This window comes from Streptomyces sp. NBC_01707, from assembly GCF_041438805.1.
GTDB lineage: Bacteria > Actinomycetota > Actinomycetes > Streptomycetales > Streptomycetaceae > Streptomyces.
Genome location: NZ_CP109190.1, coordinates 1,005,514 through 1,031,155, shown reverse-complemented (window position 1 = coordinate 1,031,155; position 25,642 = coordinate 1,005,514). Strand labels below are relative to the sequence as shown.

Annotated in this window: 25 protein-coding genes and 2 pseudogenes; 15 read left to right on the top strand and 12 right to left on the bottom strand. The window is 66.2% G+C overall.

Going from position 1 to position 25,642, the window contains the following annotated elements:
- Positions 1 to 235: 235 nt before the first annotated feature.
- Complete coding sequence (locus tag OG963_RS04780; RefSeq protein ID WP_371798514.1) at positions 236 to 1,792, bottom strand: FAD-dependent oxidoreductase; 1,557 nt, start codon at positions 1,790 to 1,792, stop codon at positions 236 to 238.
- Positions 1,793 to 2,246: 454 nt separating this feature from the next.
- On the bottom strand, positions 2,247 to 2,651 hold the full coding sequence (locus tag OG963_RS04775; protein ID WP_319740787.1) for an actin depolymerization factor/cofilin-like domain-containing protein: 405 nt from the start codon (positions 2,649 to 2,651) through the stop codon (positions 2,247 to 2,249).
- Between the two features lie 207 nt (positions 2,652 to 2,858).
- On the opposite strand from OG963_RS04775, the gene OG963_RS04770 reads away from it, so the two are divergent.
- Positions 2,859 to 3,041: a hypothetical protein gene (locus OG963_RS04770; RefSeq protein ID WP_327420360.1), complete on the top strand. Its 183-nt coding sequence runs from the start codon at positions 2,859 to 2,861 to the stop codon at positions 3,039 to 3,041.
- Between the two features lie 180 nt (positions 3,042 to 3,221).
- Positions 3,222 to 3,377: a DUF6131 family protein gene (locus OG963_RS04765; RefSeq protein WP_199822988.1), complete on the top strand. Its 156-nt coding sequence runs from the start codon at positions 3,222 to 3,224 to the stop codon at positions 3,375 to 3,377.
- A gap of 448 nt (positions 3,378 to 3,825) precedes the next feature.
- Here the strand turns inward: OG963_RS04765 and OG963_RS04760 are convergent, their stop codons facing one another.
- The 3 genes from OG963_RS04760 to ligD form a co-directional block, all read right to left on the bottom strand.
- Positions 3,826 to 5,010 (bottom strand): zinc-dependent alcohol dehydrogenase, encoded by a 1,185-nt coding sequence (locus OG963_RS04760; protein WP_319740786.1) that lies wholly within the window; start codon positions 5,008 to 5,010, stop codon positions 3,826 to 3,828.
- 469 nt (positions 5,011 to 5,479) lie between these two features.
- Positions 5,480 to 6,130 carry a Dps family protein gene (locus tag OG963_RS04755; RefSeq protein WP_030934284.1) on the bottom strand — a complete coding sequence of 217 codons (651 nt, stop codon included), beginning with the start codon at positions 6,128 to 6,130 and terminating at the stop codon, positions 5,480 to 5,482.
- Positions 6,131 to 6,503: 373 nt separating this feature from the next.
- Positions 6,504 to 7,433 (bottom strand): non-homologous end-joining DNA ligase, encoded by a 930-nt coding sequence (ligD, locus tag OG963_RS04750; RefSeq protein ID WP_371798513.1) that lies wholly within the window; start codon positions 7,431 to 7,433, stop codon positions 6,504 to 6,506.
- A gap of 818 nt (positions 7,434 to 8,251) precedes the next feature.
- Here ligD and OG963_RS04745 point away from each other — a divergent pair.
- From OG963_RS04745 to OG963_RS04735, 3 genes are all read left to right on the top strand, one after another.
- On the top strand, positions 8,252 to 8,869 hold the full coding sequence (locus OG963_RS04745; RefSeq protein WP_371798512.1) for an endonuclease: 618 nt from the start codon (positions 8,252 to 8,254) through the stop codon (positions 8,867 to 8,869).
- 472 nt (positions 8,870 to 9,341) lie between these two features.
- A complete protein-coding gene (locus OG963_RS04740) occupies positions 9,342 to 9,860 on the top strand; it encodes a DUF402 domain-containing protein (protein ID WP_371798511.1) in 519 nt (172 codons plus the stop codon).
- A 743-nt stretch (positions 9,861 to 10,603) separates the two neighbouring features.
- Positions 10,604 to 10,993 (top strand): hypothetical protein, encoded by a 390-nt coding sequence (locus OG963_RS04735; protein ID WP_371798510.1) that lies wholly within the window; start codon positions 10,604 to 10,606, stop codon positions 10,991 to 10,993.
- Between the two features lie 375 nt (positions 10,994 to 11,368).
- On the opposite strand, the gene OG963_RS04730 is transcribed toward OG963_RS04735, so the two are convergent.
- The 3 genes from OG963_RS04730 to gvpJ form a co-directional block, all read right to left on the bottom strand.
- Positions 11,369 to 11,899, bottom strand: a complete 531-nt coding sequence (locus OG963_RS04730; RefSeq protein ID WP_371798509.1) for a DUF6328 family protein — start codon at positions 11,897 to 11,899, stop codon at positions 11,369 to 11,371.
- A 279-nt stretch (positions 11,900 to 12,178) separates the two neighbouring features.
- Positions 12,179 to 12,892: a GvpL/GvpF family gas vesicle protein gene (locus tag OG963_RS04725; RefSeq protein WP_371798508.1), complete on the bottom strand. Its 714-nt coding sequence runs from the start codon at positions 12,890 to 12,892 to the stop codon at positions 12,179 to 12,181.
- Between the two features lie 3 nt (positions 12,893 to 12,895).
- Positions 12,896 to 13,360 carry a gas vesicle protein GvpJ gene (gvpJ, locus tag OG963_RS04720; protein ID WP_371800265.1) on the bottom strand — a complete coding sequence of 155 codons (465 nt, stop codon included), beginning with the start codon at positions 13,358 to 13,360 and terminating at the stop codon, positions 12,896 to 12,898.
- A gap of 756 nt (positions 13,361 to 14,116) precedes the next feature.
- Here gvpJ and OG963_RS04715 point away from each other — a divergent pair.
- The 4 genes and pseudogenes from OG963_RS04715 (at position 14,117) to OG963_RS04700 (ending at position 18,312) form a co-directional block, all read left to right on the top strand.
- Positions 14,117 to 14,668 (top strand): methyltransferase, encoded by a 552-nt coding sequence (locus tag OG963_RS04715; RefSeq protein ID WP_371798507.1) that lies wholly within the window; start codon positions 14,117 to 14,119, stop codon positions 14,666 to 14,668.
- Positions 14,669 to 14,977: 309 nt separating this feature from the next.
- On the top strand, positions 14,978 to 16,015 hold the full coding sequence (locus tag OG963_RS04710) for an NAD-dependent epimerase/dehydratase family protein (protein ID WP_327420351.1): 1,038 nt from the start codon (positions 14,978 to 14,980) through the stop codon (positions 16,013 to 16,015).
- Between the two features lie 525 nt (positions 16,016 to 16,540).
- A pseudogene (locus OG963_RS04705) lies at positions 16,541 to 17,228 on the top strand (UdgX family uracil-DNA binding protein).
- A 100-nt stretch (positions 17,229 to 17,328) separates the two neighbouring features.
- On the top strand, positions 17,329 to 18,312 hold the full coding sequence (locus OG963_RS04700) for an IS481 family transposase (RefSeq protein ID WP_371798506.1): 984 nt from the start codon (positions 17,329 to 17,331) through the stop codon (positions 18,310 to 18,312).
- A gap of 150 nt (positions 18,313 to 18,462) precedes the next feature.
- Here OG963_RS04700 and OG963_RS04695 read toward each other — a convergent pair whose 3' ends face one another.
- Complete coding sequence (locus OG963_RS04695; RefSeq protein WP_327420349.1) at positions 18,463 to 18,948, bottom strand: SRPBCC family protein; 486 nt, start codon at positions 18,946 to 18,948, stop codon at positions 18,463 to 18,465.
- Positions 18,949 to 19,827: 879 nt separating this feature from the next.
- Here OG963_RS04695 and OG963_RS04690 point away from each other — a divergent pair.
- Complete coding sequence (locus tag OG963_RS04690) at positions 19,828 to 20,385, top strand: hemerythrin domain-containing protein (protein ID WP_078879346.1); 558 nt, start codon at positions 19,828 to 19,830, stop codon at positions 20,383 to 20,385.
- Positions 20,386 to 20,584: 199 nt separating this feature from the next.
- Here the strand turns inward: OG963_RS04690 and OG963_RS04685 are convergent, their stop codons facing one another.
- From OG963_RS04685 to OG963_RS04675, 3 genes are all read right to left on the bottom strand, one after another.
- Entirely contained in the window at positions 20,585 to 20,749 is a 165-nt protein-coding gene (locus tag OG963_RS04685; protein ID WP_371798505.1) for a winged helix-turn-helix domain-containing protein, read from the bottom strand.
- Complete coding sequence (locus OG963_RS04680) at positions 20,734 to 21,006, bottom strand: helix-turn-helix domain-containing protein (RefSeq protein ID WP_371798504.1); 273 nt, start codon at positions 21,004 to 21,006, stop codon at positions 20,734 to 20,736. Before OG963_RS04680 ends, OG963_RS04685 begins: the two co-directional genes overlap by 16 nt.
- Positions 21,007 to 21,157: 151 nt before the next feature.
- Complete coding sequence (locus OG963_RS04675; RefSeq protein ID WP_319741292.1) at positions 21,158 to 21,331, bottom strand: hypothetical protein; 174 nt, start codon at positions 21,329 to 21,331, stop codon at positions 21,158 to 21,160.
- 388 nt (positions 21,332 to 21,719) lie between these two features.
- On the opposite strand from OG963_RS04675, the gene OG963_RS04670 reads away from it, so the two are divergent.
- The 5 genes and pseudogenes from OG963_RS04670 to OG963_RS04650 all read left to right on the top strand — a co-directional run bounded on the left by OG963_RS04670 (position 21,720) and on the right by OG963_RS04650 (position 25,207).
- Positions 21,720 to 22,274 carry a hypothetical protein gene (locus OG963_RS04670; protein WP_371798503.1) on the top strand — a complete coding sequence of 185 codons (555 nt, stop codon included), beginning with the start codon at positions 21,720 to 21,722 and terminating at the stop codon, positions 22,272 to 22,274.
- A 73-nt stretch (positions 22,275 to 22,347) separates the two neighbouring features.
- Positions 22,348 to 22,842, top strand: coding sequence for a hypothetical protein (locus tag OG963_RS04665; protein WP_371798502.1), 495 nt, complete (start codon positions 22,348 to 22,350; stop codon positions 22,840 to 22,842).
- Positions 22,843 to 22,923: 81 nt separating this feature from the next.
- Positions 22,924 to 23,329: pseudogene (locus OG963_RS04660) on the top strand (CBS domain-containing protein).
- A 238-nt stretch (positions 23,330 to 23,567) separates the two neighbouring features.
- A complete protein-coding gene (locus OG963_RS04655; RefSeq protein ID WP_371798501.1) occupies positions 23,568 to 23,894 on the top strand; it encodes a plasmid stabilization protein in 327 nt (108 codons plus the stop codon).
- Positions 23,895 to 24,319: 425 nt separating this feature from the next.
- Entirely contained in the window at positions 24,320 to 25,207 is an 888-nt protein-coding gene (locus tag OG963_RS04650) for an SDR family oxidoreductase (protein WP_371798500.1), read from the top strand.
- Positions 25,208 to 25,642 lie beyond the last annotated feature (435 nt).

The window sequence follows — 25,642 nt, the reverse complement described above, 5'->3', positions numbered from 1 at the left end:
GAAAGTCAAGCGACCTCCCCAAATCTCCCGCTGCGCGCAGCTCAGGGACCGCCCGACGCTCCGGACATCGAGCACCGCATGACCGTCGGGCCCTGAGTGCGCAAGCGCGGTCTCCCGGCAGTGATCCCCGTGTCGGCGGACCGACAGGGCCGCCGGCAACGCCGAGGTAGCCGTCCTGACAGGCCACCCGCCTTCGACCGCGGGCCCTACAAGCGGCGCAACACCGTGGAGCGGTTCACACCTCTCCGCCGTCGACCAGATCCACCTCTTCCAAGGGTCGGACCGCCGGGCCTTGGAGAACCGCGCCGTCGACGCCGAAGCGGGAGCCGTGGCAAGGACACTGCCACGAGGTCTCCGCCTCGTTGAAAGCCACCAGGCAGCCGAGATGGGTGCAACGGGCGGATACGGCTCGCACCGTGCCGTCCTGGTCCCGATAGACGGCGCAGCGGCGCCCCTTCACACGCACTACCGCACCGGTGCCCGGGGGAACCTGGCTGACCGAGTCCAGATGGGTCACTCGCAGCCGGTCGCCGACGAAGTGCTTCGCCACCTCGGCCTGTTGGCCCAGGAGGGTGGACACCTCACGCAGGGTGCTTCCCAGGCGTCGCGGGTCGTACAGGTCGGCCCATGGCAGTCGGTCCCCGGAGCCGGTGATGAGGGAGGTCAGGAGGCGGCCGGCCAGGACGCCGCCGGTCATTCCCCAGCCGCCGAAGCCGGTGGCCACGTACGTATGGCGGGCACCGATGTGGAACAAACCGACGAGGGGAACCGCGTCACTGGGATCGTTGTCCTGCGCCGCCCACCTGTATGCGGTGGGGCCCACCGCAAACCGTTCGTGCATCCAGGCGTCCAGCCGACGGAACGCCTCGTGCGGGTCGCCGGTGCCGGGCGTGAAGCTCTCACCGGTGACGATCAGGAGGCGTCGGCCGTCGTCGAGCGGTGTGGAACGTACCGAACGCTTTCCCTCGTCCTCGGTGATGTACATGCCTTTCGGTGCGAGTTCCGCCGCAATAGGGGCGGCGACCACCAACTCCCGCCGCGGCGAGAGCCGGGCGAAGAGCATGGCCCGGTCGAAGACGGCGTAGTGCGTGGCGACGACCACGTCGCGAGCTGTCACCGACCGTCCCGACTCGGTAGTCACCCGGCACGGTGTTCCTTCAGAGAGGCCGGTGACCCGGCTGCGTTCGAAGATGTGGCCGCCTCGCGCCAGTAGGTCCCCGGCCAGCGCCAAGAGGTACTTGCGCGGGTGGAACTGAGCCTGGCCGTCCAGGCGGACCGCACCGGCGATGGTGAAGGGCAGCTCGGTCTCGGTGACGTATGCCGCAGCCAGGCCTGCCTCGGCCGCGGCGCGGGCCTCCGCCTCGATCATTTCGCGGGACGAGGGGCCGGCCGCGTAGGAGTAGGCGCTCACTCGCTCGAGATCGCACGCGATCCGCACCTCGTCGATGATCGCGGCCACCCGCTCCACCGCATCCTGCTGCGACATCGCGTACAGCCGGGCGGCCTCGGCCCCCCGGGCCCGCCGCAGCGGGTCGTACACCAGGGAGTGCAGCGCGGACACCTTGGCGGTGGTGTAACCGGTGACCCCGGAGGCGATACGGTCGGCCTCCAGCACCGCGACGCTCCGGCCCGCCCGGGCGAGTTCCCACGCCGTGCTCAGTCCGGCGATGCCACCGCCCACCACCGCGACGTCCACCTCGAAGTCCTCGGTCAGCGGTGCGTGCTCCGGCATGTCGGTGCTGTCCATCCAGAAGGACTCGTCCAGTCCCGGAAGTGAGCGCGGATTTGGCATGGACTGCTCTCCCAGATCGGTCTCGGACCGACGGGCCGGTAAGCTCCCTGTGCGGCCTTCGGTACACCTCATGTTTCATCGGCGGCGGTATCGCCGCTCGGGCCGCGACAGGTCGACGTCGCTGGGCGGCAAGCAGTACTGCGGCGAGTGCCCTGGCCGGAACGGGTGGCGGCCCGGGCGGCCCTGCTGGTGAAGCGAGGCCATGCTGCCGTTGATCGCCCGTTGTGAAGCCGGGGCCGAACGCCGATGCAGGACTGAGCTGGTCGGGTGGGAACGGTCCGGAGCGTAGACCACCTGGCGCGACTGAGGCGGACTCGCAGGAGCAGTGCGCAGGCGGGGAAGAATGCGCCATGGCGTTCAGCGGCCCGTTGGCCCCTCGGTGGTGTTTCTGCGCCGGGCCGGGATGGATGACGTCAGCTCCGGAACGGGAACAGCCGACGGCGAAGGGAGCGGGTCAAGAGGTCCGGGATACGAGTTCGTCGTACTCCACGTCGGTCAGGTCCGTAGCCTGTACGTAGACTTGGACACCGTCGAGCAGATTGTGGACCTTGCTGCAGGTGGTGGAGTGCGCGATCTTTTGCTCGACCTTCACGCTCTCCGGACACCAGGAGATCAGCACGATTTTTTCTTTCCGGGTCCCATCCGCCGTCGCGAAGACTAGGTCGTAGACGACGAACCGAGTCTCGGCGGCCGGTAGGGCCTTCAGCAGTTCGTCGTGTGTCAGATTCCCCTTGAAGTCGGGGACGACGGTCTCCAGGTTGTCGCTGAGGCGGTAGATGACTGTGTTGACGTTCCGCTTGCTCTTCAGCTCGTGAAATGCCTTGATACAGCTGTCTTCCACTGGGATACCACCGCTCACGACGAGTCCTTCTGATCATTGGGAGCCGGTCGAGCAGCTCAATGAACTGTCCTCCGGCGAGTTCTGGGCCGCTGGCCTGAGTGCCTGTTCCGCCCCCGGTGCCTGTGGCGGTCTGGGGACGTGCGCGGCTCCCGGTGAAAGTGGGGCCGTGAGTATCAGTAGCACAGCCGGAAGGTGCAGATGGCATTTATGCACACTGATCGCCCTATGGCTGAGCAGGTGCTTGATTCGGAGTTCCGGCCGGAGGACCAGCAGGACTACGGCCGTCTGCGGCTGCTCATCGCTCTGTCGGGTAAGACAGAACTGGAGATCACCGCCGCGCGACGGCTGATGACGAACAGCTCAGCGCTTGCCGCGTTCGGTCAACAGGTCCCGGGATCGCTTGACTAGTCGGGTGCCGGGGCACTCAGCAGCGCATTGCCTAGCGGGGTGACCGGAGCGGAGGGGTGCGGCCGGGGGAGTAGCCAGCTTTTTGGCACGGCTCCGAGGAGGGCCCGGCCGTGTGTCCCGGTGCCGGGAGCAGCGCATAAGGGCATACTCGGAGATGCCCTTGAAAGATTGGAGGCTGCGATGATCGCCCTCGGTGTCATCCTGCTCGTGCTCGGATTCCTGTTCGGCATTTCCATCTTGTGGACCATCGGGATCGTCCTCCTCGTGATTGGTGCGATCCTCTGGATCCTCGGTGCTGTCGGCCACTCGGTCGGCGGGCGGCGCCACTACTGGTGAAATGCCGGACGCACAGCGCCGAGCTGCAGGCCGGGCCCGATACGCGGGCCGGCGCCATGTGGCCCCGAGGCTGGTGACCGGTTCCAGCGGCACGCTGACTAATGCGGAGTGGGAATCGACCGGCGTCATTTCTGCCGCATGGTGGTGGGCGTGGGGGCCGGTGCAGTGAGCACCGCTGCGGGACGTTTGCCGTGGAGGGTAATCAACCGCCTCCGAGGGGTCATGCCGGCCCCTCCGAGCCTACATATGCGGCCCGGGTTGACTCCGACGCGACGAGTGGTCAGAGCGTCCCGGACCGACGGCAATCTGCTCGCAGCTCGCATACAGCCAGTAGAGGATGACATCCTCGCGGAACCATCAGGTCACGATGTCGCCCAGCCAGGAGATTCGCATGGGCAGCCTGGGTTCCTTCGCGGAATCCCACATCGATGCCGAGGAGATGCCTAATTCAGGGGGTGAAGAGGACCTTGACCGCGCCGTCCTGCTTGTTCTGGAACATGTGGTAGGCCTCTGGTGCTTGGCTCAGTGGCATGCGGTGAGTGGCGAAGTCGTCGACGCCCAGAGGATCTTCGTCGGTCAGTAGGGGCAGGAGGTCGTCGACCCAGCGCCATACGTTCGCTTGACCCATGCGTAGTTGGACCTGCTTGTCGAACATGGTCAGCAGGGGCATGGGGTCGGTCATGCCTCCGTATACACCGGACAGCGAGATGGTGCCACCCCGGCGGACGAGGTCGATGGCCAGATGCAGGGCGGAAAGGCGGTCGACGCCGGCACGTTGCATGATCGTGGCGGCCAGCGCATCCGGCAGATGAGTTGTCAGGTTCTGCATACCTTTGGCCACGGGTGCACCGTGCGCTTCCATGCCGACAGCATCGATGACGGAGTCGGGGCCGCGACCGTCGGTGAGGTCGCGAACGGCCGCGCCGATGTTCTTGCCGTGTTTGTTGAGGTCGAGGGTGTGAACCCCGTGGGCGTGGGCCCGCTGCAGCCTCTCCGGCACGAGGTCGATCCCGATGACCCTTCCGGCGCCCCGGTGGGCGGCGATACGGGTACACATGTCCCCGATGGGTCCGAGGCCGAGCACTGCCACAGTGCCGCCGGGAGGCACAGCCGCGTACTCGACTGCTTGCCACGCCGTGGGCAACACGTCGGAGAGGTACACGAACCGCTCGTCGGCCGGGCCGGGGGGTACGGCGATGGGGAGGGTGTTCCCGAAAGGCACGCGCAAGAATTCTGCTTGGCCTCCAGGAACTTGCCCGTAGAGTTTGGTGTAGCCGAAGAGGGCTGCACCGTTCCCGTGTTCCCGGACCTGGGTGGTCTCGCACTGGGAGTGCAAACCACGGTTGCACATGAAGCACGTTCCGCACGAAACGTTGAAGGGGACAACAACCCGGTCTCCGGGGCGTACCCCGGTAACCTCCGCCCCGACTTCCTCGACGATACCCATCGGTTCGTGGCCCAGAATGTCACCGACACCGAGGAAGGGGCCGAGCACCTCGTACAGGTGCAGGTCGGAACCGCACAGCCCAGTGGTCGTCACTTTGATGATCACGTCAGTGGGGTCCTGGATGGCGGGGTCCGGTACGGTGTCGATCCGCACGTCGCGCTTGCCGTGCCAGGTCAACGCCCTCATGGATATACCTCCTTCAGCCGGTCTTCACCCGATCCGGACTCGGCCAACTTGCGGTGCTGCCCGGCCTTGGCGCAGCCTTTGACGTTGTTCTTGCTGCGGCCCTGCAGCCAAAAGCGTTCCGTTTTCCTGTAACAGTGCAGGTCTGCGAGGCCTGCGGCGCGTCGATGCCGAGATCGGTGCCGCGCTCGGCGAGTCCCCGCGTTGATCGACTCCAGCTGACAGTGCCTACGACATCGCTACCTGCGTAAATGGTTGCGGTACAAGCGCATAGGCGCCCGGATGGTCCCGCATGAACATTGAGTCCAGCGAGCGGCTAGGAGGCCGAGACACCATTGCCTGGTTGGCCTGCTACCGGCGGCTCAACCAGCTACGGGACGGTACCCTCCGCAACTTCGAGGCGGATGGGCGCCGTCAGCCTCCATCAGAAAGAACGATCGTGGCCTTGCGCGTCCGGCCGTAGTGGATGATGTCAGCGAGCGCGCTTGGCGGCTGTGGTCTTCTTCCCTGTCCGCTGCGAGCCGTCCGCCCGACTGCCTGTCGTCTTCTTGGCTGCACCCTTGCGTGCGGGTGCCAACGCGGCGGCTTTCCTTTCGGTGGTGGCGGCAGCGGTCGTCAAGGTTCCGGAATTGCTCTCGAGGTGGGCGCGGACGAACCACTGGAACTTTTCCAGGGAGCGTAGTTGCTCGATGACAAGGTCCTCGGTCACGGGGTCGGCGGAGCCGGCTTCAGAAGCGACGCGTCGGTGGTCCTCGATAATGCCGGTGTAGACGAGGTCGAGTGCACCGAGATGGGCGATGGCGTCGGCGCGGCCGATGCTGTAGTCGGTCCATGTGCGTTCAGCGACGAGAGCTCCGGGGGTGCCCTGTGGCTCGCCACCAAGCGTGGAGATGCGCTCCGCGGTAGCGTCAGCCATTTCGCGTACCGCGGTGGCTTGAGGGTCGAGCATCTCGTGGACGGCGATGAAGTGAGGTCCGACCACGTTCCAGTGGATGTGCTTGAGGGTGAGAGCGAGGTCGTTAAGTGCGTGAAGACGCAGCATCAACAGACCGATCACCCGTCCGCCGTCCTTAGGAGTCAGGCCGGGAACGGTGTAACGAGGGGTGGAATCAACGGGCGACATGCTGCTCCTGCTTGTCGGGCGGTCTCTGTGCTTCGATGCCGCGGCGGCGCAAGCTTGCTCGGGTACTCGCTGCCCCTCCCGCCGCAACGAGCCTAGGCTTGCCGGAGGCCTCGTTTGCGGACCGACGCGCACGGCTGGCACCTCACCGTCCATCTGCCGTTTTGCAGACGCCTGAAAGCGGTCGGAGGGCGGCTGGCGGGTCGGCGCCGACAGCGGCGGAGACGCCCCCCGTACGCTGCGGATGCCCATGGGACGCGGCGCCCCAGGAACGGGCGGCAGGCGCCCCGCATCCCTCGGCGCTGGACGCCACCCAGGAGAACGAGCCGCTTCTCGGACCCGAGGAGGCCGAGGCCTACCAAGAACTCAGGGCTCCTCAGGAGGCGTCTTCCCGGACGAGGACCTCGAGTCGGCGCCGGGCAGGACCCAGGGAGCGTCTGCAGCGGCTCAATCCCTTCCAGGGGTCGCCGTGGTCGGACAGCCGGTCCGGGAGGTTGCGCAGGGTCCAGTGCTGCGGTCCGATCCCTTGGTTGTCAAGTTCGCCCCATTCGAGTGGGGTGGCCACGGGGGCGTGGGGGCGGGCTCGCACGGCGTAGGGGGCTACCGAGGTCTGAGCGTAGGCGTTGCGCAGGGTGTCCAGGTACAGCCGACCGCGGCGCTTGTTCTTGCGTGCCTCGGTCGTCAACTTGTCGGGGTGTCGGTCGGCCAGAAGGTCGGCCACCTGGCGGGCGAAGGCGCGTGTGGTGTCGAAGTCGGTGTGCCGGTCGAGGAGGAGGACGAGGTGCAGGCCACGCGAGCCGGTCGTCATCACCGCAGGTTGCAGTCCCAGCTCTTCGGTGAGGAGGTGGCCGAGTTTCTTGGCGGTCCAGCGCACGATCTCGAAGTCGTCACCTGGCGGGTCCAGGTCGAAGACCAGCCGGTCCGGGCAGTCGAGGCTGTCGATGCGGCTGAGCCATGGATGCGGGGTGATGCAGGCCTGGTTGGCGAGGTAGGTGAGGGTGGCGGCGTCGTCGCACACGACCATGGTGAGGGTCCCGTCTTCCTTGGGGACCTCCTGGCGGTGGATCCAGTCCGGGAAGTAGCCGGGGACGTCCTTGTGGAAGAACGACCTCCCGCCGTACCCGTCGGGGTGGCGTTCCATGGCCAGCGGCCGTCCGCGTAGATGCGTCAGCAAGGGGCGGGAGACAGTGCGGTAGAAGTCGATTAGTTCGGCCTTGGTGATGCCGTCGTCGGGGAAGAGCTCCTTGTCCGCGTTCGATATCGCGACGGTTCGGTCCCCGACCCGAATCCTGTTCCTTGTACTCACGGTTCTCCCCTTCCTCACTGATTCCCCTTCGGCCGCTCGCGTACCACCTGCCCGGCCGGCTTGTAGGTACGCAGGCCGACGAACGGGAGGCGCAGCTTGCCGTCATCGGCCCAAAACGGCGTCACTCCCTTAACCTAGCCGCGGTGGCAGGCTGCTGTCCGACCGGCAAGAGGGGGTCGATATAGGCTCCACGGACCGCTGGCGCAATGAATACCTCGGCGGTCACCTGCCCCCCGCCTGCCCGACTGCACCCACACAGCCCCGCGAGAACGCCCAGTTCACCGCGGTCCCCGACAGGCGCAGCCGGATGCCACGTCGCCCGGTCGCCGATCACGTGACGGCGAGATCCCATGCTCCCGTACGCGTGCTTCACCGGCATTGTCTGCGGCCGTGCCTCGGAAGATCGGAGCCGGCGGTTAATTGCCGGGCCGATGAGGCGGGCGACCGCATCGTCAGCAGTGAGCAGGCTGGTTTGCACGCTGTACGCCCCGGAGCGAAGCTGGAACTGTCGGGTAGAGCAGCGGGAGCGTCAAGAACGGGCCGGACGCGCGATCCGTGGCCCCCATCCGGTGGCCGGCGGCTCAATGCGGGCTGTGCCGACTTTGGGCCGCAGCCGAGCAGTTTCGGCTCAACTCGCCTTCAACAGCCTGGCGTCGGAGGCGCGCTCCGCGTGATGCTGCTCGTCCTGATTTTGGCTGGGCCGTCGACGGCCGATGCACGCCGGCGGTCTGTCCACCTCAGCAGCGGGACGTCCAGAAGCAGTCTGTCATCGGTCGCTCGCAACGGCTTGGAAGGTTCGCCGGAAGAAGAACGAGGCCGTGGTTCGGGCACTGCTGGATCTGCACGGCCAGACCTACGCCGCACAGGCAGGCATCAAGCTGCGGAACACCCCTGCGCCGCTGTACCAGCTACTCGTCCTCTCGTTGCTGCTGTCCGCCCGTATCCGGGCGGACACCGCGGTGGCCGCGGGCCGCGCGTTGTTCGGCGCCGGTATGCGCGATGCCCGACGGATGGCGGAGGCCACCTGGCAGCAGCGAGTCGATGCGCTCGGCGAGGGCGGCTACCGCCGCTATGACGAGCGGACCTCCAACCAACTCGGCGACGGAGCAGAGCAGTTGCTGGAGCGATACAAGGGCGATCTGCGCCGCTTGCGCGAGGGTACGGACCCCAGGAAGCTGCTGCGGGAGATCCCCGGCATCGGCCCCACTGGTGTGAACATTTTCCTGCGGGAGGCACAGGCACTGTGGCCGGAGTTCTCGCCCTACCTGGACCGCAAGACGCTGGATGGGGCAGAGCGGCTCGGGCTGTCCACATCTCCCAAGACGCTGGCATCCCTCGTGGAGGACGCTGATCTGCCGCGACTGGCCGCAGGGCTGGTCCGAACGGCCCTCGACAAACGGATCGCCGAGGAGGTGCGCGCCGCGGTTTCGGCCTGAAGTCCGCCGAAGCCCGTTCCGCGCTGATTGCCGCAGTCTCTTACCACCGGCTGCTCACCGGACGCCACCCAGACCGTCGTCGCGGCGCCAGATCTGGGGCGCCGACCAATCCTGCCGGCTTCTGGGGACAGATGCCGGCCCGCCGCTCAGGTTCCTCCACAGTCGCCGCCCCTGGCCTGTTTCGGCCGGCAGCCGGTCACCTTCGTGAGGCGGCCACCGTCGCCCCAGAAGCGTCCGCACCCCTGATCATCGCCGCCGATACCTGACTGACCGGCCGTACAGGCTCCCATGACCCGTGAATCACTCCAACGGTGCAAACGGGATCGGACTGGCCCTGAGTTTGTCAGCGAGGATTGCCGCACCCACACCCTCTTCGCCCATCGATGGCCACCCCGGAAGTGGCCGGTGCCGCTGCGTTGGGCGGGATGTCGACGACAGGGACATCGAGACCGCGTCGGGTTAGCGTCTTGGCGTGAGCACAGAGAGCACCGCGGTGCTGGTCGACATCCGGAAGTACGACGGCAGCCTGAGCGCCCAGTGGACTGCTACCCGGCTCGGTGAGGACGAGCACGGGGTGTGGTTGGGCACGGCGCAGGGTGTCCACGTCAGTTCGGAGACGGGCGGCTGGACGAGCCGGTTCGCGTACGTGATGTTGGTCCCGCGCGGTGAGTGGTGGACGGCCACATTCTGCGTGGATCCAGGCCCCGAGATGTACTGCGACGTGTGCACGGTGCCCGAGTGGAACGCGGACGGAACGGTCCTGCACACAGTGGACCTCGATCTTGATGTCGTGCGGCCTCGTGGTGGCGAGGTCCATATCGAGGACGAGGACGAGTTCGCCGAACACCAAGTGCGCTATGGCTACCCCGACAGCGTCACCGACAAAGCCCGGCGCACTTGCGAATGGTTGATGGAGGCGGGCCGTCGCGATGGTGATGGCGTCGAACCCATCGCCTCGGCGTACCGCCACTGGCTCGGCCTCATCGGGTAACCAACGGACGAGCGGCCGACGCCTGCTCCGCAGGCGTGACACCCTCCTCCCGGGGCCTTCCGAGAGGCCCCAGAGCTGCTTCGAGCACGCCGGACCAGCATCTCGGCAACGTGTAGTCCTCCCTGGGCCGCAGTGGGACGAAGCTGAGGAGATTAGGCCGGTGGCCCCAGATTCCTCGAATGGCGTAGTTCTCGATCTAGGGTGAGGCTGGGTTAACTCGTCCACTTCGAGGAGCCAGGTGGATCACGCGATTCACTCGTTAGGCGGGTAGTGGGTAGCCGATCTGGGCGAATGGGCCGTCTCATGGCTGGTGACCGCGACCGCATTCGTGTGCGAGGTGGCTGATGTACAACATGGGCGCCGAACAAATGTCAACGGGCAACGGCCCAGGACTGCTCTGGCACGCTCTCGATCGCGACGGCAGCGCTCTGTGCGGCCGACTCCTGAACGGGAAGGCAACCGCCACACCGGATGGTGCCCAGGGGCGTGAGGACTACTGCCCCGCCTGCATGAGAGACGTGGCCGCCGCGGTCGGCGCACAGCGTGGGGATCGACGGGCATGAGCGGGCCGGCGACCGGGGTGCGTCCGGTGGGCGTAGCAGCCGAAGGCGGACCCCCATCCGCCCGGCCGTGGCTGGTCGAGCGATGGCGCGAGGCCGCTGACCGGAATCTCACCCCCACCAAACGGTCACTGATCGTCATGTGGGGCATCCTTCGGAACGACCTGGGGCGCCGTGCGGTTCATGACCCACGGTATCCGCGGCGGCTGGTTGCCCTTGGGCAACCTCTCCGCCGGCGGGCGGCACCTGCACCACTACAACATCGGCATCGCCACCCTCGCCGGCATCGGCCTGATCGCCGTACGCGGTGACGAACGGGCCGTGGGCCACCCCGCGGTCGCCGCTGCCTACGGCGTCGGAACCGCCCTGATCACAGACGAGTTTGCCCTGCTGGTGGACCTTCAGGACGTCTACTGGGCCAAACAAGGACGCCTCAGCGTCGACGTTTCCATAGGCGTCCTTGCTGCCCTGGGCACCTACCTCACCGCCAGGCCCTTCTGGGACGAGATCGCCAAGGTAACCCGCCGCCACATCACCGCCGTCGCGAAGCGCAACCTGCCATCAACCGGCTAAAAGCCATACGGCCGCGCATCGCACCGCCGTATGGCTACAGGATTCGCGCTGTGGACGTCCGGTGCACCTGAACCCTCTTGATCATTCGTCAGGTCACGTGCGGATCCGCGCACTGTTGCCCCGGCGCCCTACGCGGCCTCGCCTCGGCTACCGCAGCCCCGCCGACTACGAGCCGCACTGGCGGCCTGATCACCACATCAAGAGCGTCCGTAAAAGCGGAACAAGCTCAACTCCGTGGAGGATCGCGAGGCTCCGCCTAGGCTGGCCGGCGCTGTGGATCACATGGCGAGAGAGCGATACGGCTCGCTGATTTTCCCGGCATTGTGTGTCGATGGGCATGGTGCGCTCGTCCAGATGAGGCGGGAGGACGGCCGGTCAGCGGGTGCGTTCCAGGTGTCGCCTGAGGATGACGGGCAAGGTCAGCCAACAGCAGGCGAACCAGATCAGCACGACGGCCGCGATGATCCACGCGACGAAGCCTGTTCCCAACGCGACCCGGAGTAGAAGAAGCACGGCGCAGACGGTACTAGTTGCAAGCAGGGCAAGGCCCGTGGTGATCAAGCGGGCTGTCACTCGGACCAGTTGGGGTTTACGCCGGTGGCCGGCGAGTGTGCGGTGGAAGGAGACCGGTGCGACCAGGGCCCCGGTCGCCAGAGCGCCTAGGACGACCGTTACCACGTAGAGATTCCTGTCGAACGAGCTCAGCTGCTCGAAACGGGGCATGAAGACGACACTGAGCAGGAAGCCGAACAAGATCTGCGCGCCGGTCTGCGCTACGCGTACCTCCTGCAGCATCTCAGACCACTGACGGTCGGCTCGCTTCTCGACAGTCTCGTGCCGCCCGAAGCCGTGATCCCGGTCTCCTTCAGGAAAAGCGTTGTCACGCGAGCGATCGGCATCTGTCATCGTCACTCCTCCGAAATTGCCTCAGCCAAGTTACGCAGCAGCCGAGAGCCTGGTACCCGCCCTGCGTTGGCTACCACCCTCGCGATGCTCCGGATCACCCAGAACCGGACCGGTGTGTCGGCATACGCATCCCCTGGACGCATTCGAAGGCAGCGGTCTCGGACGGGAAGTGATCGCGAGCGCCCCAGGCTCAAGGCGGGCTCAGGGGCACCGAGCACCGGGCGCCGGTGCCAGTGGGAGCGTCACGGTCTGACTGGGCAGGCGCCTATCCGACGTCTGTCAGACGAAGCTGTACGGGGGTAGGGGGCCGTGAAGCCGGAACTGGAACTCGTCCCCCATCTGGTTGGCGAGGCTCAACTCCGTGGTGAGGAAGAGTTCGTCCTGGTCCTCGGACACCAGGAACGAGGCGCTGAGGAAATCACCGCCGGTCGGCTGCGAGATCTCCTGCTCCCGGGCAAAGGCACTGAGTGCTTCGACCACCCCTGTGGCCAGCGCGTTCTGGCGCGCCTGTGCCTCCTTCGCGACCAGCTCGCCCAGCACAAGCGGGGCGTCGGGGACGGCGGCGCCGTTGCGGATGTCGTCGTTGAGTTCCCGGGCCTTGCTCGAGTCCTCAAGGATCTGGCGTAGGAGCGCTTCCTCGTCCTCTGACACCTTCAGATGGTATTCGGCGCAACCCTCCAGCGCCTGAAGCTTGTCCACGTACTCGGTGGCGTGCGCCTCCAGTGCGGCCCGCACAGCTTCGTCGTCCTCTGCTGCGAGGCCGAATCTCAGGGGCAGAATGGTTCCGTCCGCCATGAGGCGGTTCTGGACCTCCTGATGCGCGGTGAGGTCGCGGCGTTTGGGGCGCAGATCGTCCGGCGCATCGCTCACCACAGCGCGCAGCGGCCCCTCGGTGATCACGCGCAGCTCCGAGGGCGATTCGCCGATCCCGGTAACTCCGTCGAGGTGGAGTGGATGCCTGTCGCCGACGATGGAGTAGACGTATACGGCCATGGCTCACTCCTCCTCGCGTTCTTTGGCGCGCCGCGTGGGCCGTCGTCGCCTCTCCACGGGTTCCTTGCGCTTCTCAGACTCTTCGGTCTCGTCGCCCTCGTCACCGCCTCCCCGTCCGCCCTTGAGCGCGTCGGTGACGGGTTCCACAGCGCCGGTGAGCGCTCCCTCGGGCTTGCCACGAGCGCCGCTCTCGAGTGTGTCCCCGACGATGTCCGTCATCTGCGCAGGCTGCTTGCTGCCCGACTCGAGGTCGAGGCGGTTGCAGGCTTCGGCGAAGCGCAAGTATGTGTCGACGCTGGCCACGACGATGCGGGCATCGATCTTCAGAATCTCGATGCCGATGAGTGACACACGGACGAACACGTCGATGACGAGCCCGCGGTCAAGAATGAGCTCCAGGATGTCGTAGAGGTTGCCGCTGCCACCACCTCTCGACATGCTGCCTCCGCCTTGCGGCACCACAGTCATGGTGCCTCCCTTCACGCCGGCTGGCTGCTTCTCAGTCGCGCCCGTCGATTTGTCCACGGGGGCAACGATGTTCTCGTTCTCAGGCCACCAGATCGCCTTTCGTGTCGAGCGGTACTCGGTGGGTGGCCGGCCGCTGGGGGCCTCCGGGAGGTAATCCAGTGCCGACGCCTAACCTGGGTCGGCCCAGAAGCTGACTGAAGAAGTGGATGAGAGGCCGATGTGAGCCGCGGCCATGATCGGTCTCCGTGGTGAAGGGGCGCCACCTCACGCGCACACCTACAATTTCATTATATGTGGGGAATGTTTGATATTGGTGCGACCAGCGGCGCCGCGACTCGCGGGGGTCCTTCCTCCTCAACCGCCGTGCCCGAAAAAAACAGTTCACGTACGAGACAACCAGGATTGCACTCGCGGATGGATATTTGCGTCCTCGGCCGCGCGAACAAGGGGCCGCTCGCCTGCGCCAAGGGGACTTCCATTACCGGCGGCGCTCCGGGCTCGAGCTGCAGCAACTGGCCGTAGAAGGCGTGCGCAGGCTCAAAGACGACCGGTACCTCACGGCCCAACAGCGATCCCCTGGGCCGCGACTTCAAGGCCTTTCGCGTGCATGAGCCACCTGCCCCGATGATTGATAGGGAAGCGACGCGACGGCCCAGCCAATTCCGCGAGGGGAAGGGGCCCGCAACCCCATGAAGAATCGGGCTTGCGGCTGAATGTTCGTTTGCGGCGCCGACTCTCACAGTGGGAGCGTCCTTCATGGCCTTCGACTCTGAAGAAAGTGCGGAATCTGCAGGCATTTTCCTGGTCGTACTGCCCGGTGTCTACGCACCGCAGCACGATACGCAACTGCTGTTGGCCGCTCTGGGCCGGGAACACATCGCAGCCGGCGCGGATATCCTGGACCTCGGGACAGGTAGCGGCGTCTTGGCCGTACGAGCCGCTCAGCTGGGTGGACGGGTGACAGCCGTGGACATCGCGCGCTGTGCCGTGGCGACCACGAAGCTCAACGCGCTCTTGCACCATCAGCGCATCGCCGTTCGCCGCGCCGATCTGGCGTCCGCATTGAAGGTCCGCACCTACGACCTCATTCTTTGCAACCCGCCGTACGTACCGGCCCCGCATGCCAGGGTGCCCACGCGTGGTTCGGCGCGTGCCTGGGACGCGGGATTCCGACGGCCGGGCGCACGCGCGCGCGTCCCGCTCGGGCCCGTTCTCCTGTCCAGACTGAGGTGGCTCCGAGAGCAGGATCTGATGAAGGCGAACGATTCATACGAGGAACTGGTGGTCATCCGTGCGGAATGCCCCTGAATTCAGGCGACGTATCTCCCGGGAAGCCAACCGGCCCTCGCTGGTCGAAGGGCCGGGCGAGGACGGCAGCACCGTGGCTTCGGACACCAGCACCATGAGTACATCCCGCCGCAGCCATATCTGTTCGCGGTGCCACACCAGCCCGCGGCGACGGAAAGACCGAGGCACCGTAGATCCGCCTTCTCGTGACGACGGACCGCGATGAGCTTCAGGAGGCTGGCCGGCAAGGCGCATCGCTTGGCGTTCTATGAGGGCGGTGAGGTTGACGACAACATGTCCAGGACGGATTGAGCGGGAATGGAGAATGTCATGAATGCCGAGTCGGGACTGCGCGTTGTCGTCACCGGGGCCACCGGGAACGTCGGCATCAGCGTGATGAAGGCCCTTGCGGCGGACGAGTCGATTGCGTCGATACTCGGTCTCGCGCGTAGACTCCCCGCGCTCTCGCTGTCCAAGGCCGCCTGGGGAGCCGTGGACGTGTCGCACCCTGACAGCGCGGGCGTGCTTCGCTCCCACTTCACGGGTGCTGACGTTGTGGTCCACCTTGCGTGGCGCTTTCAGCCGACTCACGACCCGGTCGTGACCTGGCAGAACAACGTCGCGGGATCGCTACGCGTGTTCCAGGCCGTCCGAGAGGCGGGCGTGCCTGCCCTGGTCTATGCGTCGTCGGTCGGCGCCTACTCGCCGGGTCCGAAGAGCGAACCGGGGGTCCGCGAGGAGTGGCCCACACACGGGTGGCCCGACGCTGCGTACTGCCGCGAAAAGGCCTATGTGGAACGCGTGCTTGACACCTACGAACTGGAGCATCCATACATCCGCGTCGTGCGGATGCGCCCGGGGTTCCTGTTCCAGGAGGCGGCGGCGAGCGAGCAGCGCCGCATCTTCGTCGGGCGATTCGTCCCGGGGCCGCTACTCCGCCCGGACCTGTTGCCCTGGGTGCCGGACCTCCAGGGGCTGCGCTTCCAGGTGCTCCATACCAACGACGCCGCTCAAGCCTACCTTTTGGCAGTTCGAGGTGATGTGCGAGGTGCGTTCAATCTTGCCGCGCAACCGGTGATCGACGCCAACTCTCTTGCGGCGCAACTCGGTGCACGGGTGGTGAAAGTGCCGGGGAATCTGGTGCGCACCGCGCTCTCCGCAGCGTGGCGATCCCATGCGGTCCCCGCTTCGCCGCACCTGTTCGACGCTGTGCTGCGGCTGCCGATCATGGACTGCGGACGCGCCCGCGATCTCCTCGGCTGGCACCCGGCGAGGACAGCGGAGGAAGCACTCGACGCGTTCCTGACCGGCGTGCGGCGCGGTACGGGTGCGGAGACTCGTCCACTGGCTGGGCATCGGATGGGGTGAGAGGCGCTGGGTGTACCAGACACCTCAGGCCGACCTGTCGGCCGCCGTTCGTGAGCGTTGCCAGGGCGCGCCCTGCCTCCTGAGCGTACCGACTGGAGGACCGATCGCGCCGGTCTCGGTTCCATCGATGCGGCAGTTCGACCCGAAGAAGCTCAGGCAATCGCAGAAAACAGAAGCAACGTGGAGCGTGGCCCTTATCGGCCGGAATTCTTCACCCCGCAATCTGGTAGGGGATCCAGGGCACCACACACCTACCGCTGCCTTTGCTCCCGTCCCGTGGGACCCAGACTGTGTATGTCTCTATAGTGCTTCGGCCCTTCAGCTTGCGCGGCGTGGGCGCTTCCGGTCCGCGCTGAAAGACGGCTACCGGGGACCGGTCGCAAGGCTGCTCGCGCCCTGCCTATGGCCGCTCTTGCCCTGCCCAGGCAGAGATCCTGAGGGGGTGGGCCTTCAGGACTAGGCTGGTTTCGATCGCGGAATTCGAAGTAGGGCCATGGAGCGACACCGATCGGAAGGCGAGCCGCAATGAAGGACGCAGCCGTAGGGGAGGAAGCCGGGGCCGCCCGCTACGTGCCGCGACGGGGCGGTATTCCGAGTCTGCGACGGGCCGCAGCGGACTGTCAGGGCTGCCCTCTGGATCAGGACGCCACAGCGACCGTCTTCGGCGAAGGGCCCAGCTCAGCTCGGATCGTACTGGTCGGGGCAGCCAGGGGACCAGGAGGACCGCCTTGGTGAGCCCTTCGTCGGTCCGGCCGGGCATCTCCTTCGCAAGGCGCTGGCAGAGGCCGGGATCGACGAGAAGAGTACGTACTTGACGAACGCCGTGAAGCACTTCAAATTCAGCACGGCAAGTGGCGGCAAACGTCGTATCCACAAAGCGCCGAACCTGCGCGAGATGACTGCCTGCCGGCCCTGGCTCGTGGCAGAACTGAAGGTGATTGATCCCGACGTAGTCGTGGCGCTTGGGGCCACCGCGGGCAAGGCACTGCTGGGCACAGCCTTCAGGGTCAGTGCTCAGCGGGGCATGCCTCTGCCCGCACCGGCATGGGACGAATTGGGGGTCCAGCCGGTGCAGAACGACAACGGCCATCGCCTGGTCGCCACCCTGCACCCCTCCGCGGTGCTCCGTGCCGATGACCGTGAAGCGGCTTACGCGGGCCTGGTCTCAGATCTGCGGGTCGCCGCCTCAGCACTTCGGCGCCCCGCGCGCTAGGTGTATTGATCACGAGCGTTGTTGACGCGAGGGTCTTGATCAAAAGGGAAGACCTCCGGTGTGGTGGAGCTGTCTAGGACTGCACCACACGGAGGTCTTCGTGTCCCACCGTAATGCCCGGCTGACTGTTCATGGCAGGCGGCTGTTGATCCAGCGTGTCCGTTCCGGCCGCCCGGTCGCTCATGTGGCCAAGGAGATGGGGATCTCACGGGCAACCGCCCACAAGTGGGGGCGACGGTGGCGCACGGAAGGCGATCCGGGGTTGTTCGACCGCTCGAGCCGGCCGCACACGACCCCGCATCGCACGGTCCCCGAGACGGAAGCCGCTGTCTGCGATCTGCGGCAGGCCCGCAAGCTCGGCCCGGCCCGGATCGGCCCGATCCTCGGGCTGCCCGCCTCCACGGTGCACCGGATCCTGACCCGTCACGGACTGAATCGTCTGGCCTGGCTGGACCGGCCGACCGGCGAGCCGATACGCCGCTACGAACGCAGCCGCCCCGGCGAGCTGGTGCACGTCGACATCAAGAAACTCGGCAACATCCCTGACGGCGGGGGCTGGCGCACGGTCGGCAGAACAGCCGGCAACCAGAACCGGCAGGCCACCACCGACCTGCGCAAGAGCTGCAAGCCGGTGATCGGCTACAGCTATATCCACTCCGCCGTCGACGACCACTCCCGGCTCGCCTACAGCGAGGTGCTGCCCGACGAACGCCAGCACACCGCGATCGCCTTCTGGCAACGCGCCCAGGCATTCTTCACCGGCCACGGCGTCACGGTCGAACGGGTGCTGACCGACAACGGCTCCTGCTACAAGTCCAAGCTGTTCACCCAGACCCTCACCTCAGCCGGCATCGCCCACAAACGCATCCGCCCCTACCGGCCACAGACAAACGGCAAGGTCGAACGCTTCAACCGCACCCTGCTGGAGGAATGGGCCTACCTGCGGCCCTACACCACCAACACCGAACGCACCGCGGCCCTGGCAGACTTCCTCCACACCTACAACCACCACCGCTGCCACACCGCACTCGGCGGCAAGCCACCGATCAGCCGAGTCAACAACGCTACGAGTCAATACAGCTAGGGATGGAAGCAGCGGCACGGTATGGGCCCGCTGCGTGCTCCATCCGGAGTCAGCCAGCAGGTTGGCTGCAACCAGGCCGGTGGTCGACTTCCGGTCACCACCGCGTCGATTACGTGAGTTGTCCTTCTCCCGGCGGCCAGGGGTGGCCGTTCATTCAGGGGGCTGCGCCGTGAAGGGAGGGCCGCCGGTGTCCCGCTTGGCCGACACGTCGTCGACGACCTTGGCGAGCCGCGCCAGCATCGTGCGGTGCCGCACCTGGAGTACGGCGTCCAAGACCGTGTTGTGAAGCGTGCCGCCGAATCCTTGTAGCGGGTGCTCGTCGAGTATTACGAGGGTCCTGTCGTCCCCCCACGGCCGGATATCGAAGGCGATACGGGCCGTGCCCAGTGGTCCGCCATCTGCCTCGAGCTCCAGTGCGTGCGGCCGATCGATGCGCCGGACCGTCGTCCGTCCCTGGAACTCCTTGGGCCCTACTCGCACCATGTACGTGATGGACGAGCCGATCTGCGGCCAACGGCCACGTTCACTCTGGGTGCTGGACGTTCCCGCCACCCATTCTCCGTACAGGGTCTCCTCTTCCAGCGCTTCCCACACGGCGGGTGGGGGATGGTCGATGAGGTGATGCCGGACGGCCATGAGATCCTCCGGGGCAACTGTTTGGTTCGACGCACTTCGGCTGAGTCGGTCGGCCTTCAGTTTGCCGGGACAGACACTCGGCCAGCCGGAAAGGTTCATGTGCTCTCATCCGGAGCCTCACGCTACTGGCCGGCCAGGGCGTCCCATCGCGAACCTGTCAGCCACGAGGGCGATGACGACCGATACCACCAGTCCCCTTTTCCGCCACCCGATGGAGGCCTCGAGCGACGCACCCTTCCGGCGATCCAGCAGACCACGGTGAGAGCGGAGAAAGCCGGTCGGTTGTCACCCGGAACTCAGCGCCCACGGGCGCGACCCTCGTGCGAAGCGTAAAACCAAGATACCAGCTGAAACTGCTCTGAATCGGTCAGGAGGGGCAGGGGCGACGCGTTGCCGGTGACCCCCACCGCAGCCCGTATACAGTTCCCCCTGTATTCAGTTTCCCCAGTCGCGGATCTCCTCAATAAGCGTCGCGCGGACGACATGTAGGTGTGCCTGCCTCTTTGCTCTCGTTCAGGCTGAACCTTCGCAACATGCTCCGGCCGTCGGTGAGAGGCCGCCCCCGGCACTCGGGGCGCTGAGCTGGCTGACGGACGAATGGACGGACGACGCCGCCATGATCGCGGTAGAACCCTTCCGGCTCACGCTGGGCCGGCCATGGCCACAGCGGTGCTCCTGATTCGCAGCACAGCGTGGTCGGTCCCGTGCGCCTTGCGCCGCTGCAGCATTCAGGCTTGCCTGGGCTGCAGAGCGGATCCAGCCTCGACGACAATCGGTTCAATCGGGCGTACGGTGCGTTATCCCTTTTGTCTGTGAGGGAACGCGTTACCCGCGCGGTCGGCCTGGCAGCGCGCCTGGAGCAGAAGGGCTGTATGAGTCATGGGACATGGCGGCGATGCCATCGAGGAGCTGACGGCGGACCATCGCGAGGTGCATGAACTCTTCGATCGGATCGAAGCGGTTCCACCGGGCGACTCGGAACGCAGGCGCCTGCTCGATGAGCTGACCATCGAGCTGGTCCGGCACGCGGTCGCGGAGGAGCAACATCTGTATCCGGCGGTGCGTAAGCATGTCCCGCATGGGGATGGGCTTGCCAATAAGGAGATCGACGACCACATCCGTGTCGAGCAGCTCCTGAAAGATCTTGAAGGGATGGAAGCGGACGACCCTGATTTCATCCATCTGTTCGTCAAGCTCCGCACCGAGGTCCGCGCCCACGTCCAGGTTGAGGAGGGCGATCTGTTCGTTCAACTCCGTGCGGCTTGTGGGCCAGAGCTTCTCGATCTCCTGGGTCAGGAGATCAGGCTTGCGAAGGAGACTGCTCGCACGCGCCCGCATCCTGGTGCGGCGAGGTCGCCAACGGCGAGCAAGGTTCTGTCTCCTGGGCTAGGTCTGGTCGATCGTGTCCGCGACTTCATCACCGGCCGCGGCAAATGACCTTGCTGGACGCTGCCCGACTCTTGAAAGGAAGGGATTCTGATGACCAAGGGCGCGGCGAAGTCGAAACAGATCACTCGCAGATGAGGGAGACCCTCGGCACGGCCATCGGCGACAAATCCATGCAGAGACATGGTCTGGGGCGGTGCCTCTACGTCTTTCGTCAAGCGAGGCGTGGGGTTCGGGGTTCATGAAGGTGTCATCGCGGAGCATCGCCAACAGCACGCTGATGCGATGGCGGGCGGGTTTTGACCCCCGGCCACACCTCCTTCTTCCACAGCTCAACGGCATGCTCGTCGCGTTCGAGTGCTCTGCGGGCAGGTGCCTGCCAGGACCAGCCATGCCGTTTCAGCAGCCGCCACACCGTCGCACCGACAGACTCACTTGCAGCCGACGGCGGATCACCGTCCGGACCCGGGCAAGCGTCCACCGTTCATCGTCGAAGCCATGCGCCGACGGGCCCTTGCCGAGTTCTTCCTCCAGCACGGCGAACTGGGCACCGGTGACGGTCGGGCAGTTCGCCGGGCCCGTCGAGCACAGGGCCTCCGCGCCGCCCTCGCGCCACGCACGACGCCAGCGTTCCACCGACCGCACACTCACCCGCAGATCCTTCGCGATCACCGCGGTCTTCTCACCCGCCGCGAACTGCACGCTGGCCCGAAGCCGGATCCCCTCCCGAAACGCCCGACGCTCAGCACCCTCCGGATAACGCATACCACCGGCATACCGCAGGGATCATGAACCGCCACTCCCCGACGACAACCCGCAAAGCTCAGTAACCGTGCTCCTCAAGCGCCAGTAGGTGTTCGGCGAGACCCTCCAGCCTGGTCGCCGCGGCGTGGACTTGGGTGACGATCGCCATGGCCATCACCGCTGCCTGGTCGGCGGTGTAGAGGCCTGATCCTGTGCCCTGTCCATCGAATGGCTGGGTTCTGTGGTCTTCCACTCGTCGCCCCATCTCGTGTCCTCATGGCATCGGTGTGAGAATCAACGATGGGGCGGTCGCGCCCGTTATCGGCCATCCGGGGGTTGCGTGCGTCCTTGCGCAGACGCGCGGCCTCAGCGTCTGTTGTGTGCTGGAGAACTGTGCCTCTGCGCCCGCCAGAAACGTGCGGCGTATCAGGAGCAACCTGGCCGTAGCTACTCGTCGCATCTCGGGGTTCTGCGCGTGTTCGTGCTCTGTCGAGTGGCGGGCGGGCAGTTGTAGGCGTATGCCTGGAATGCGTGCGGCTGCCCGCTGAGGGTGATGCGCGGGGCGCGGGAATCGTCTCTCGGGCTGCCGCGCGCAGGGCCGGGTGATAGGGACCGTGCAGCGACATCAAGGGAGGCACCCGATGTCGTCAGGCATCATCATTGCGAGCATTGTTGCGGCGGTCGTTGTCATCGTCCTGGTGATCGGCGTGTGGATGGCAGTCCGTCGCCGTCATCTGCGGGAGCGCTTCGGGCCGGAATACGAGCGCGCTGTCGAATCCGGTGACAGCCGCACGGCGGCCGAGCGTGATCTGCGCGAACGCGAGCAGCGGCACGACGACCTCGACCTGAAGCCGCTGCCCACGACTGCCCGTCAGCAGTACGCGCAGGAGTGGAACAGCGTGCAGGAGCACTTCGTGGACCGTCCGCAGGAGGCGGTCGGTGAGGCGGACCAGCTGGTGACCCGGCTCATGAAGGAACGTGGCTACCCGACCGAGGGCCATGAGCAGCAGGTGAAGGACCTGTCGGTCGAACACGGGCGCACGCTGGAGCATTACCGCGCCGCCCACGAAGTCAATGCGCGAGCCGGGGGCCGGCAGACGACCACCGAGGAACTGCGGGGAGCGATGGTGCACTACCGCGCACTCTTCGACGACCTGCTCACCGACGGCGACAGGCCGGGGCAGCAACACGCTTGACCCGGCGCCCGCGCAAACCTGCGGGCGACCGAACGAGATCCCGTCGAAACCTATTCGGACGAGGTGAACAAGCATGCAGCGCGAACGCGGTGGAGCAGGCGACCGGGGCGGCGCGACTGACGAGGGCCTGGGCATCGAGGATCTCGCCCGGCCTGGGGACGACCGGGACGCAGATCGTGTCACACCGGCGGCATCAGATGAAGCGCCCCCGTACGCCGGAGATGTTGCTGAGAACGCCGTGTCTGCAGAGCGGGCGGCTGGCACACCGGGCTCCTCGGCGCCGGAGCAGGGCCAAGAGAACGAGCCGCTTCTCGGTCCCGAGGAAGCCGAGGCGTTCCAGTCCAAATGGCAGGCCGTCCAGACCGCCTTCGTCGACGATCCGCAGGACGCCGTCCGTACGGCCGACGCCTTGGTCGCCGAGGTCATGCAGACACTGGCCCGGTCGTTCGCAGCCCGCAAGGAAGGGCTCGAAAGCCAGTGGGGACGGGGCGAGGAGGTCCTCACCGAGGATCTGCGCATAGCGTTTCAGCGCTACCGCTCGTTCTTCAACCGGCTGCTCAGCACGTGAGAGTGTCCATGTCGCGACCTACGGGTGGCGGGGATCGTGCTGAAGCCGGAACCGAATCCGATCGGGAAGGAAGCGTGTGTGATGACTACCGCGCGAGAGATCATGACGCCAGACGCCGAGTGCATCGGCGCGAACGAATCCGCTCTCCTCGCCGCCCACAAGATGGCCGAGCTGGGTGTGGGTGCTCTGCCTATCTGCGGAGCTGACGAGCGCCTCAAGGGCGTACTCACCGACCGCGACATCGTGGTCAAGGTGCTTGCGGCGGACAAGGATCCAGCCGAGATCAAGGCGGGCGAGCTGGCGCAGGGTGAAGCCGTCACGATCGGCGCGGACGACGACGCGTCGGAGATTCTCCGCACGATGAGGTGCGTCGACTGCCGGTCATCGACGGTCACACGCTGGTCGGATGGTCGCCCAGGCCGATGTCGCCCGGGCACTGCCCGACCCGGCCGTGGGTGACCTGGTCGAAGCCCTGTCCGTCGGCTGACCGCCCAGGCGCCGTCAGCACACGGCGGAGCAGGATGCCGGCGAGGTGGGCTCCTGAGCGCAGGCAGTCTTCTCGGCCAGTGCCGTAGTTCTGTGTGCTCTCCCGGGGGGGTGTACGGGGTGTTCTGGGCACATGGGTGAAGTGCATGCGGCGGCCCGGTACGGAATTCCGTGCGAGGCGCGGAATCGATACCGCGGGGCTGCCGCGCGAAGTGTCGAATGCGAGAAGGAGCGGTGTGATGCCGGCGGGATCGAGTCGTAAGCGGGAGCGCCAGTACGAACACATCAAGGAGAGCGCCGAGAAGCGTGGTGCCTCCGAGGGACGAGCGAAGGAAATTGCCTCGCGCACTGTCAACAAGGAGCGTGCCCGGTCCGGGGAGGCGAAGTCAGCCAGCAAGACCTCAACCCGCGATCCGAAGTCCGCCTCACAGCGGGGCGGCGAGCGGTCCCACAGCGGAGCGCAGGGACCCACCAAGGACCAGCTTTACGAAGAAGCCAAGAAGAAGAATGTCGAGGGCCGCTCGACGATGAACAAGCAGGAGCTGCGCGAGGCGCTCGGCCGCTGACAGCCCACACCCTGGGCGCCGTACGGAACCTCCATTCGACTCGTTCTGGGCTGGAAATTTCGTCCAGGCGGCCTGGGAACAGGACGGAATGTCGCCGTCGGCCCAGTCCGGGCCGACGCGCCGTGGGGGCCGGCTGCGATGGGAATGACGGGAGACCCGGTCCTTCTGTGTCCAGCACGGCCTCCTGCCGGGCTCGAGTGTCGCGCACCCACGCAGTTCCTCCGCTCACTACGGGGCAGAGCCTCGCACAGAGCCCACAGGTTCTTCCTGCACAGAAATGTCTGCAGAGGCGATGTGGCCGCACTGCTGTTCGCCCGACGCAACATGTCACGGGTGGTGAAGCATGGAGTCCGCAGCGTCGCACCGGAGCGTCCGTCCCTGCGACGAAGAAGCCACGCGACGAGGAGGACTGAGACTGAGCAGCCATGAGCGAAGCGCATCAGCCGCAGGACCCGACCGACAGGTTCCCGCAGCCGGAGTTTCCCCAGCAGGATCAGGAGCATCCCGGCCGGACCGCACCGATGGATCCACCGCCTGACCACGGCGAGGACTCGTACAACGGCAGCGGCCTCCTGTCGGATCGCAGGACTGTCGTCACCGGGGGCGACTCCGGCATCTGCCGCGCGGTTGCTCTGGCGTATGCCAGGGAGGGCGCCGATGTGCTGTTCACCCATCTGTCCTCGGAGGAAGACGAGGCCGGCGATACCTGCCGTCTGGTCGAGGACGCGGGGCGACGAGCCGTCGCCGTGCCCTGCGCTATTCGGGATGAGGAGCAGTGCCGCGCATTCGTCGAAAGGGCGGTTTCGGAGTTCGGGCAGATCGACATCCTGGTCGACAATGCCGCGTATCAGATGTCGCAGCCGGACGGGATCACGGCCATCTCGACCGAACAGTTCGATCGCGTCGTGCGTACCAACCTTTACGGGATGTTTTGGCTGTGCAAGATGGTGCTGCCCCATATCCCGGCGGGCGGTTCGATCACCAACACGACCTCGGTCCAGGCGTACAAACCCAGCCCGCACCTGCTCGATTACGCCATGACGAAGGGGGCCATCGTCACCTTCACCCACGGCCTCGCCCAGATGCTGGCGCCCGGGGGCATCCGGGTCAACGCTGTGGCACCAGGACCGGTTTGGACCCCCCTCATTCCGGCGACCCTGCCCAACACCAAGGAGTTCGGGAAGCAGAGCCCTCTTGGTCGGGCCGCGCAGCTGGCGGAGATGGCGCCGTGTTGCGTCTTCCTGGCCTCTCCGAGCGCAAGCTACATCACCGGGGAAGTGATGAATGCCACCGGCGGTATCCCGTTGCCCTGAAGCCGTCGTGGGCTGAGTCTCGGCACAGGAAGGCTGCGCCGCCGGGAGGGGAGTGGGGACAGCATTGAGTCTGCGGAGAAGCCCTCACCTGGGGACGGGGCGGTTCGGGTACTTCTTGCTGTCACGGAGGATTCTCCACTGCTGCCGCGCGCTGCGCATCGCCGGAGCTGGGTGGACGTGAAGATGAATGGCTGCTCTAGCTCAGCTTCCGCGCCCAGACCGCACACTCACTGCCGGGCTAGGAGATCCACATGAGGAGCACAGTGACAAGGCATAGGATTTCATCGACCGAGCGGAACGCGGGAGACGTTCGTGGCGATTCGTCACCGCGTACGTCTCACACGCTGCCCAGTTGGTCACGCGGGCATCGGGAAGAGCGCTTGAGCTGTGTCGATGGGGCGATTTGCGACCCCGCTGACGCTGGTGAAGCTTTCA

Bases quoted from the DNA above. Each gene is read 5' to 3' on its own strand.
- OG963_RS04780 (WP_371798514.1), bottom strand. From the start codon at position 1,792: ATGCCAAATCCGCGCTCACTTCCGGGACTGGACGAGTCCTTCTGGATG.
- OG963_RS04770 (WP_327420360.1), top strand. From the start codon at position 2,859: ATGGCTGAGCAGGTGCTTGATTCGGAGTTCCGGCCGGAGGACCAGCAG.
- OG963_RS04765 (WP_199822988.1), top strand. From the start codon at position 3,222: ATGATCGCCCTCGGTGTCATCCTGCTCGTGCTCGGATTCCTGTTCGGC.
- OG963_RS04760 (WP_319740786.1), bottom strand. From the start codon at position 5,010: ATGAGGGCGTTGACCTGGCACGGCAAGCGCGACGTGCGGATCGACACC.
- OG963_RS04755 (WP_030934284.1), bottom strand. From the start codon at position 6,130: ATGTCGCCCGTTGATTCCACCCCTCGTTACACCGTTCCCGGCCTGACT.
- OG963_RS04735 (WP_371798510.1), top strand. From the start codon at position 10,604: ATGACCCACGGTATCCGCGGCGGCTGGTTGCCCTTGGGCAACCTCTCC.
- OG963_RS04730 (WP_371798509.1), bottom strand. From the start codon at position 11,899: ATGACAGATGCCGATCGCTCGCGTGACAACGCTTTTCCTGAAGGAGAC.
- OG963_RS04725 (WP_371798508.1), bottom strand. From the start codon at position 12,892: ATGGCCGTATACGTCTACTCCATCGTCGGCGACAGGCATCCACTCCAC.
- gvpJ (WP_371800265.1), bottom strand. From the start codon at position 13,360: ATGACTGTGGTGCCGCAAGGCGGAGGCAGCATGTCGAGAGGTGGTGGC.
- OG963_RS04715 (WP_371798507.1), top strand. From the start codon at position 14,117: ATGGCCTTCGACTCTGAAGAAAGTGCGGAATCTGCAGGCATTTTCCTG.
- OG963_RS04710 (WP_327420351.1), top strand. From the start codon at position 14,978: ATGAATGCCGAGTCGGGACTGCGCGTTGTCGTCACCGGGGCCACCGGG.
- OG963_RS04695 (WP_327420349.1), bottom strand. From the start codon at position 18,948: ATGGCCGTCCGGCATCACCTCATCGACCATCCCCCACCCGCCGTGTGG.
- OG963_RS04690 (WP_078879346.1), top strand. From the start codon at position 19,828: ATGGGACATGGCGGCGATGCCATCGAGGAGCTGACGGCGGACCATCGC.
- OG963_RS04670 (WP_371798503.1), top strand. From the start codon at position 21,720: ATGTCGTCAGGCATCATCATTGCGAGCATTGTTGCGGCGGTCGTTGTC.
- OG963_RS04665 (WP_371798502.1), top strand. From the start codon at position 22,348: ATGCAGCGCGAACGCGGTGGAGCAGGCGACCGGGGCGGCGCGACTGAC.
- OG963_RS04655 (WP_371798501.1), top strand. From the start codon at position 23,568: ATGCCGGCGGGATCGAGTCGTAAGCGGGAGCGCCAGTACGAACACATC.
- OG963_RS04650 (WP_371798500.1), top strand. From the start codon at position 24,320: ATGAGCGAAGCGCATCAGCCGCAGGACCCGACCGACAGGTTCCCGCAG.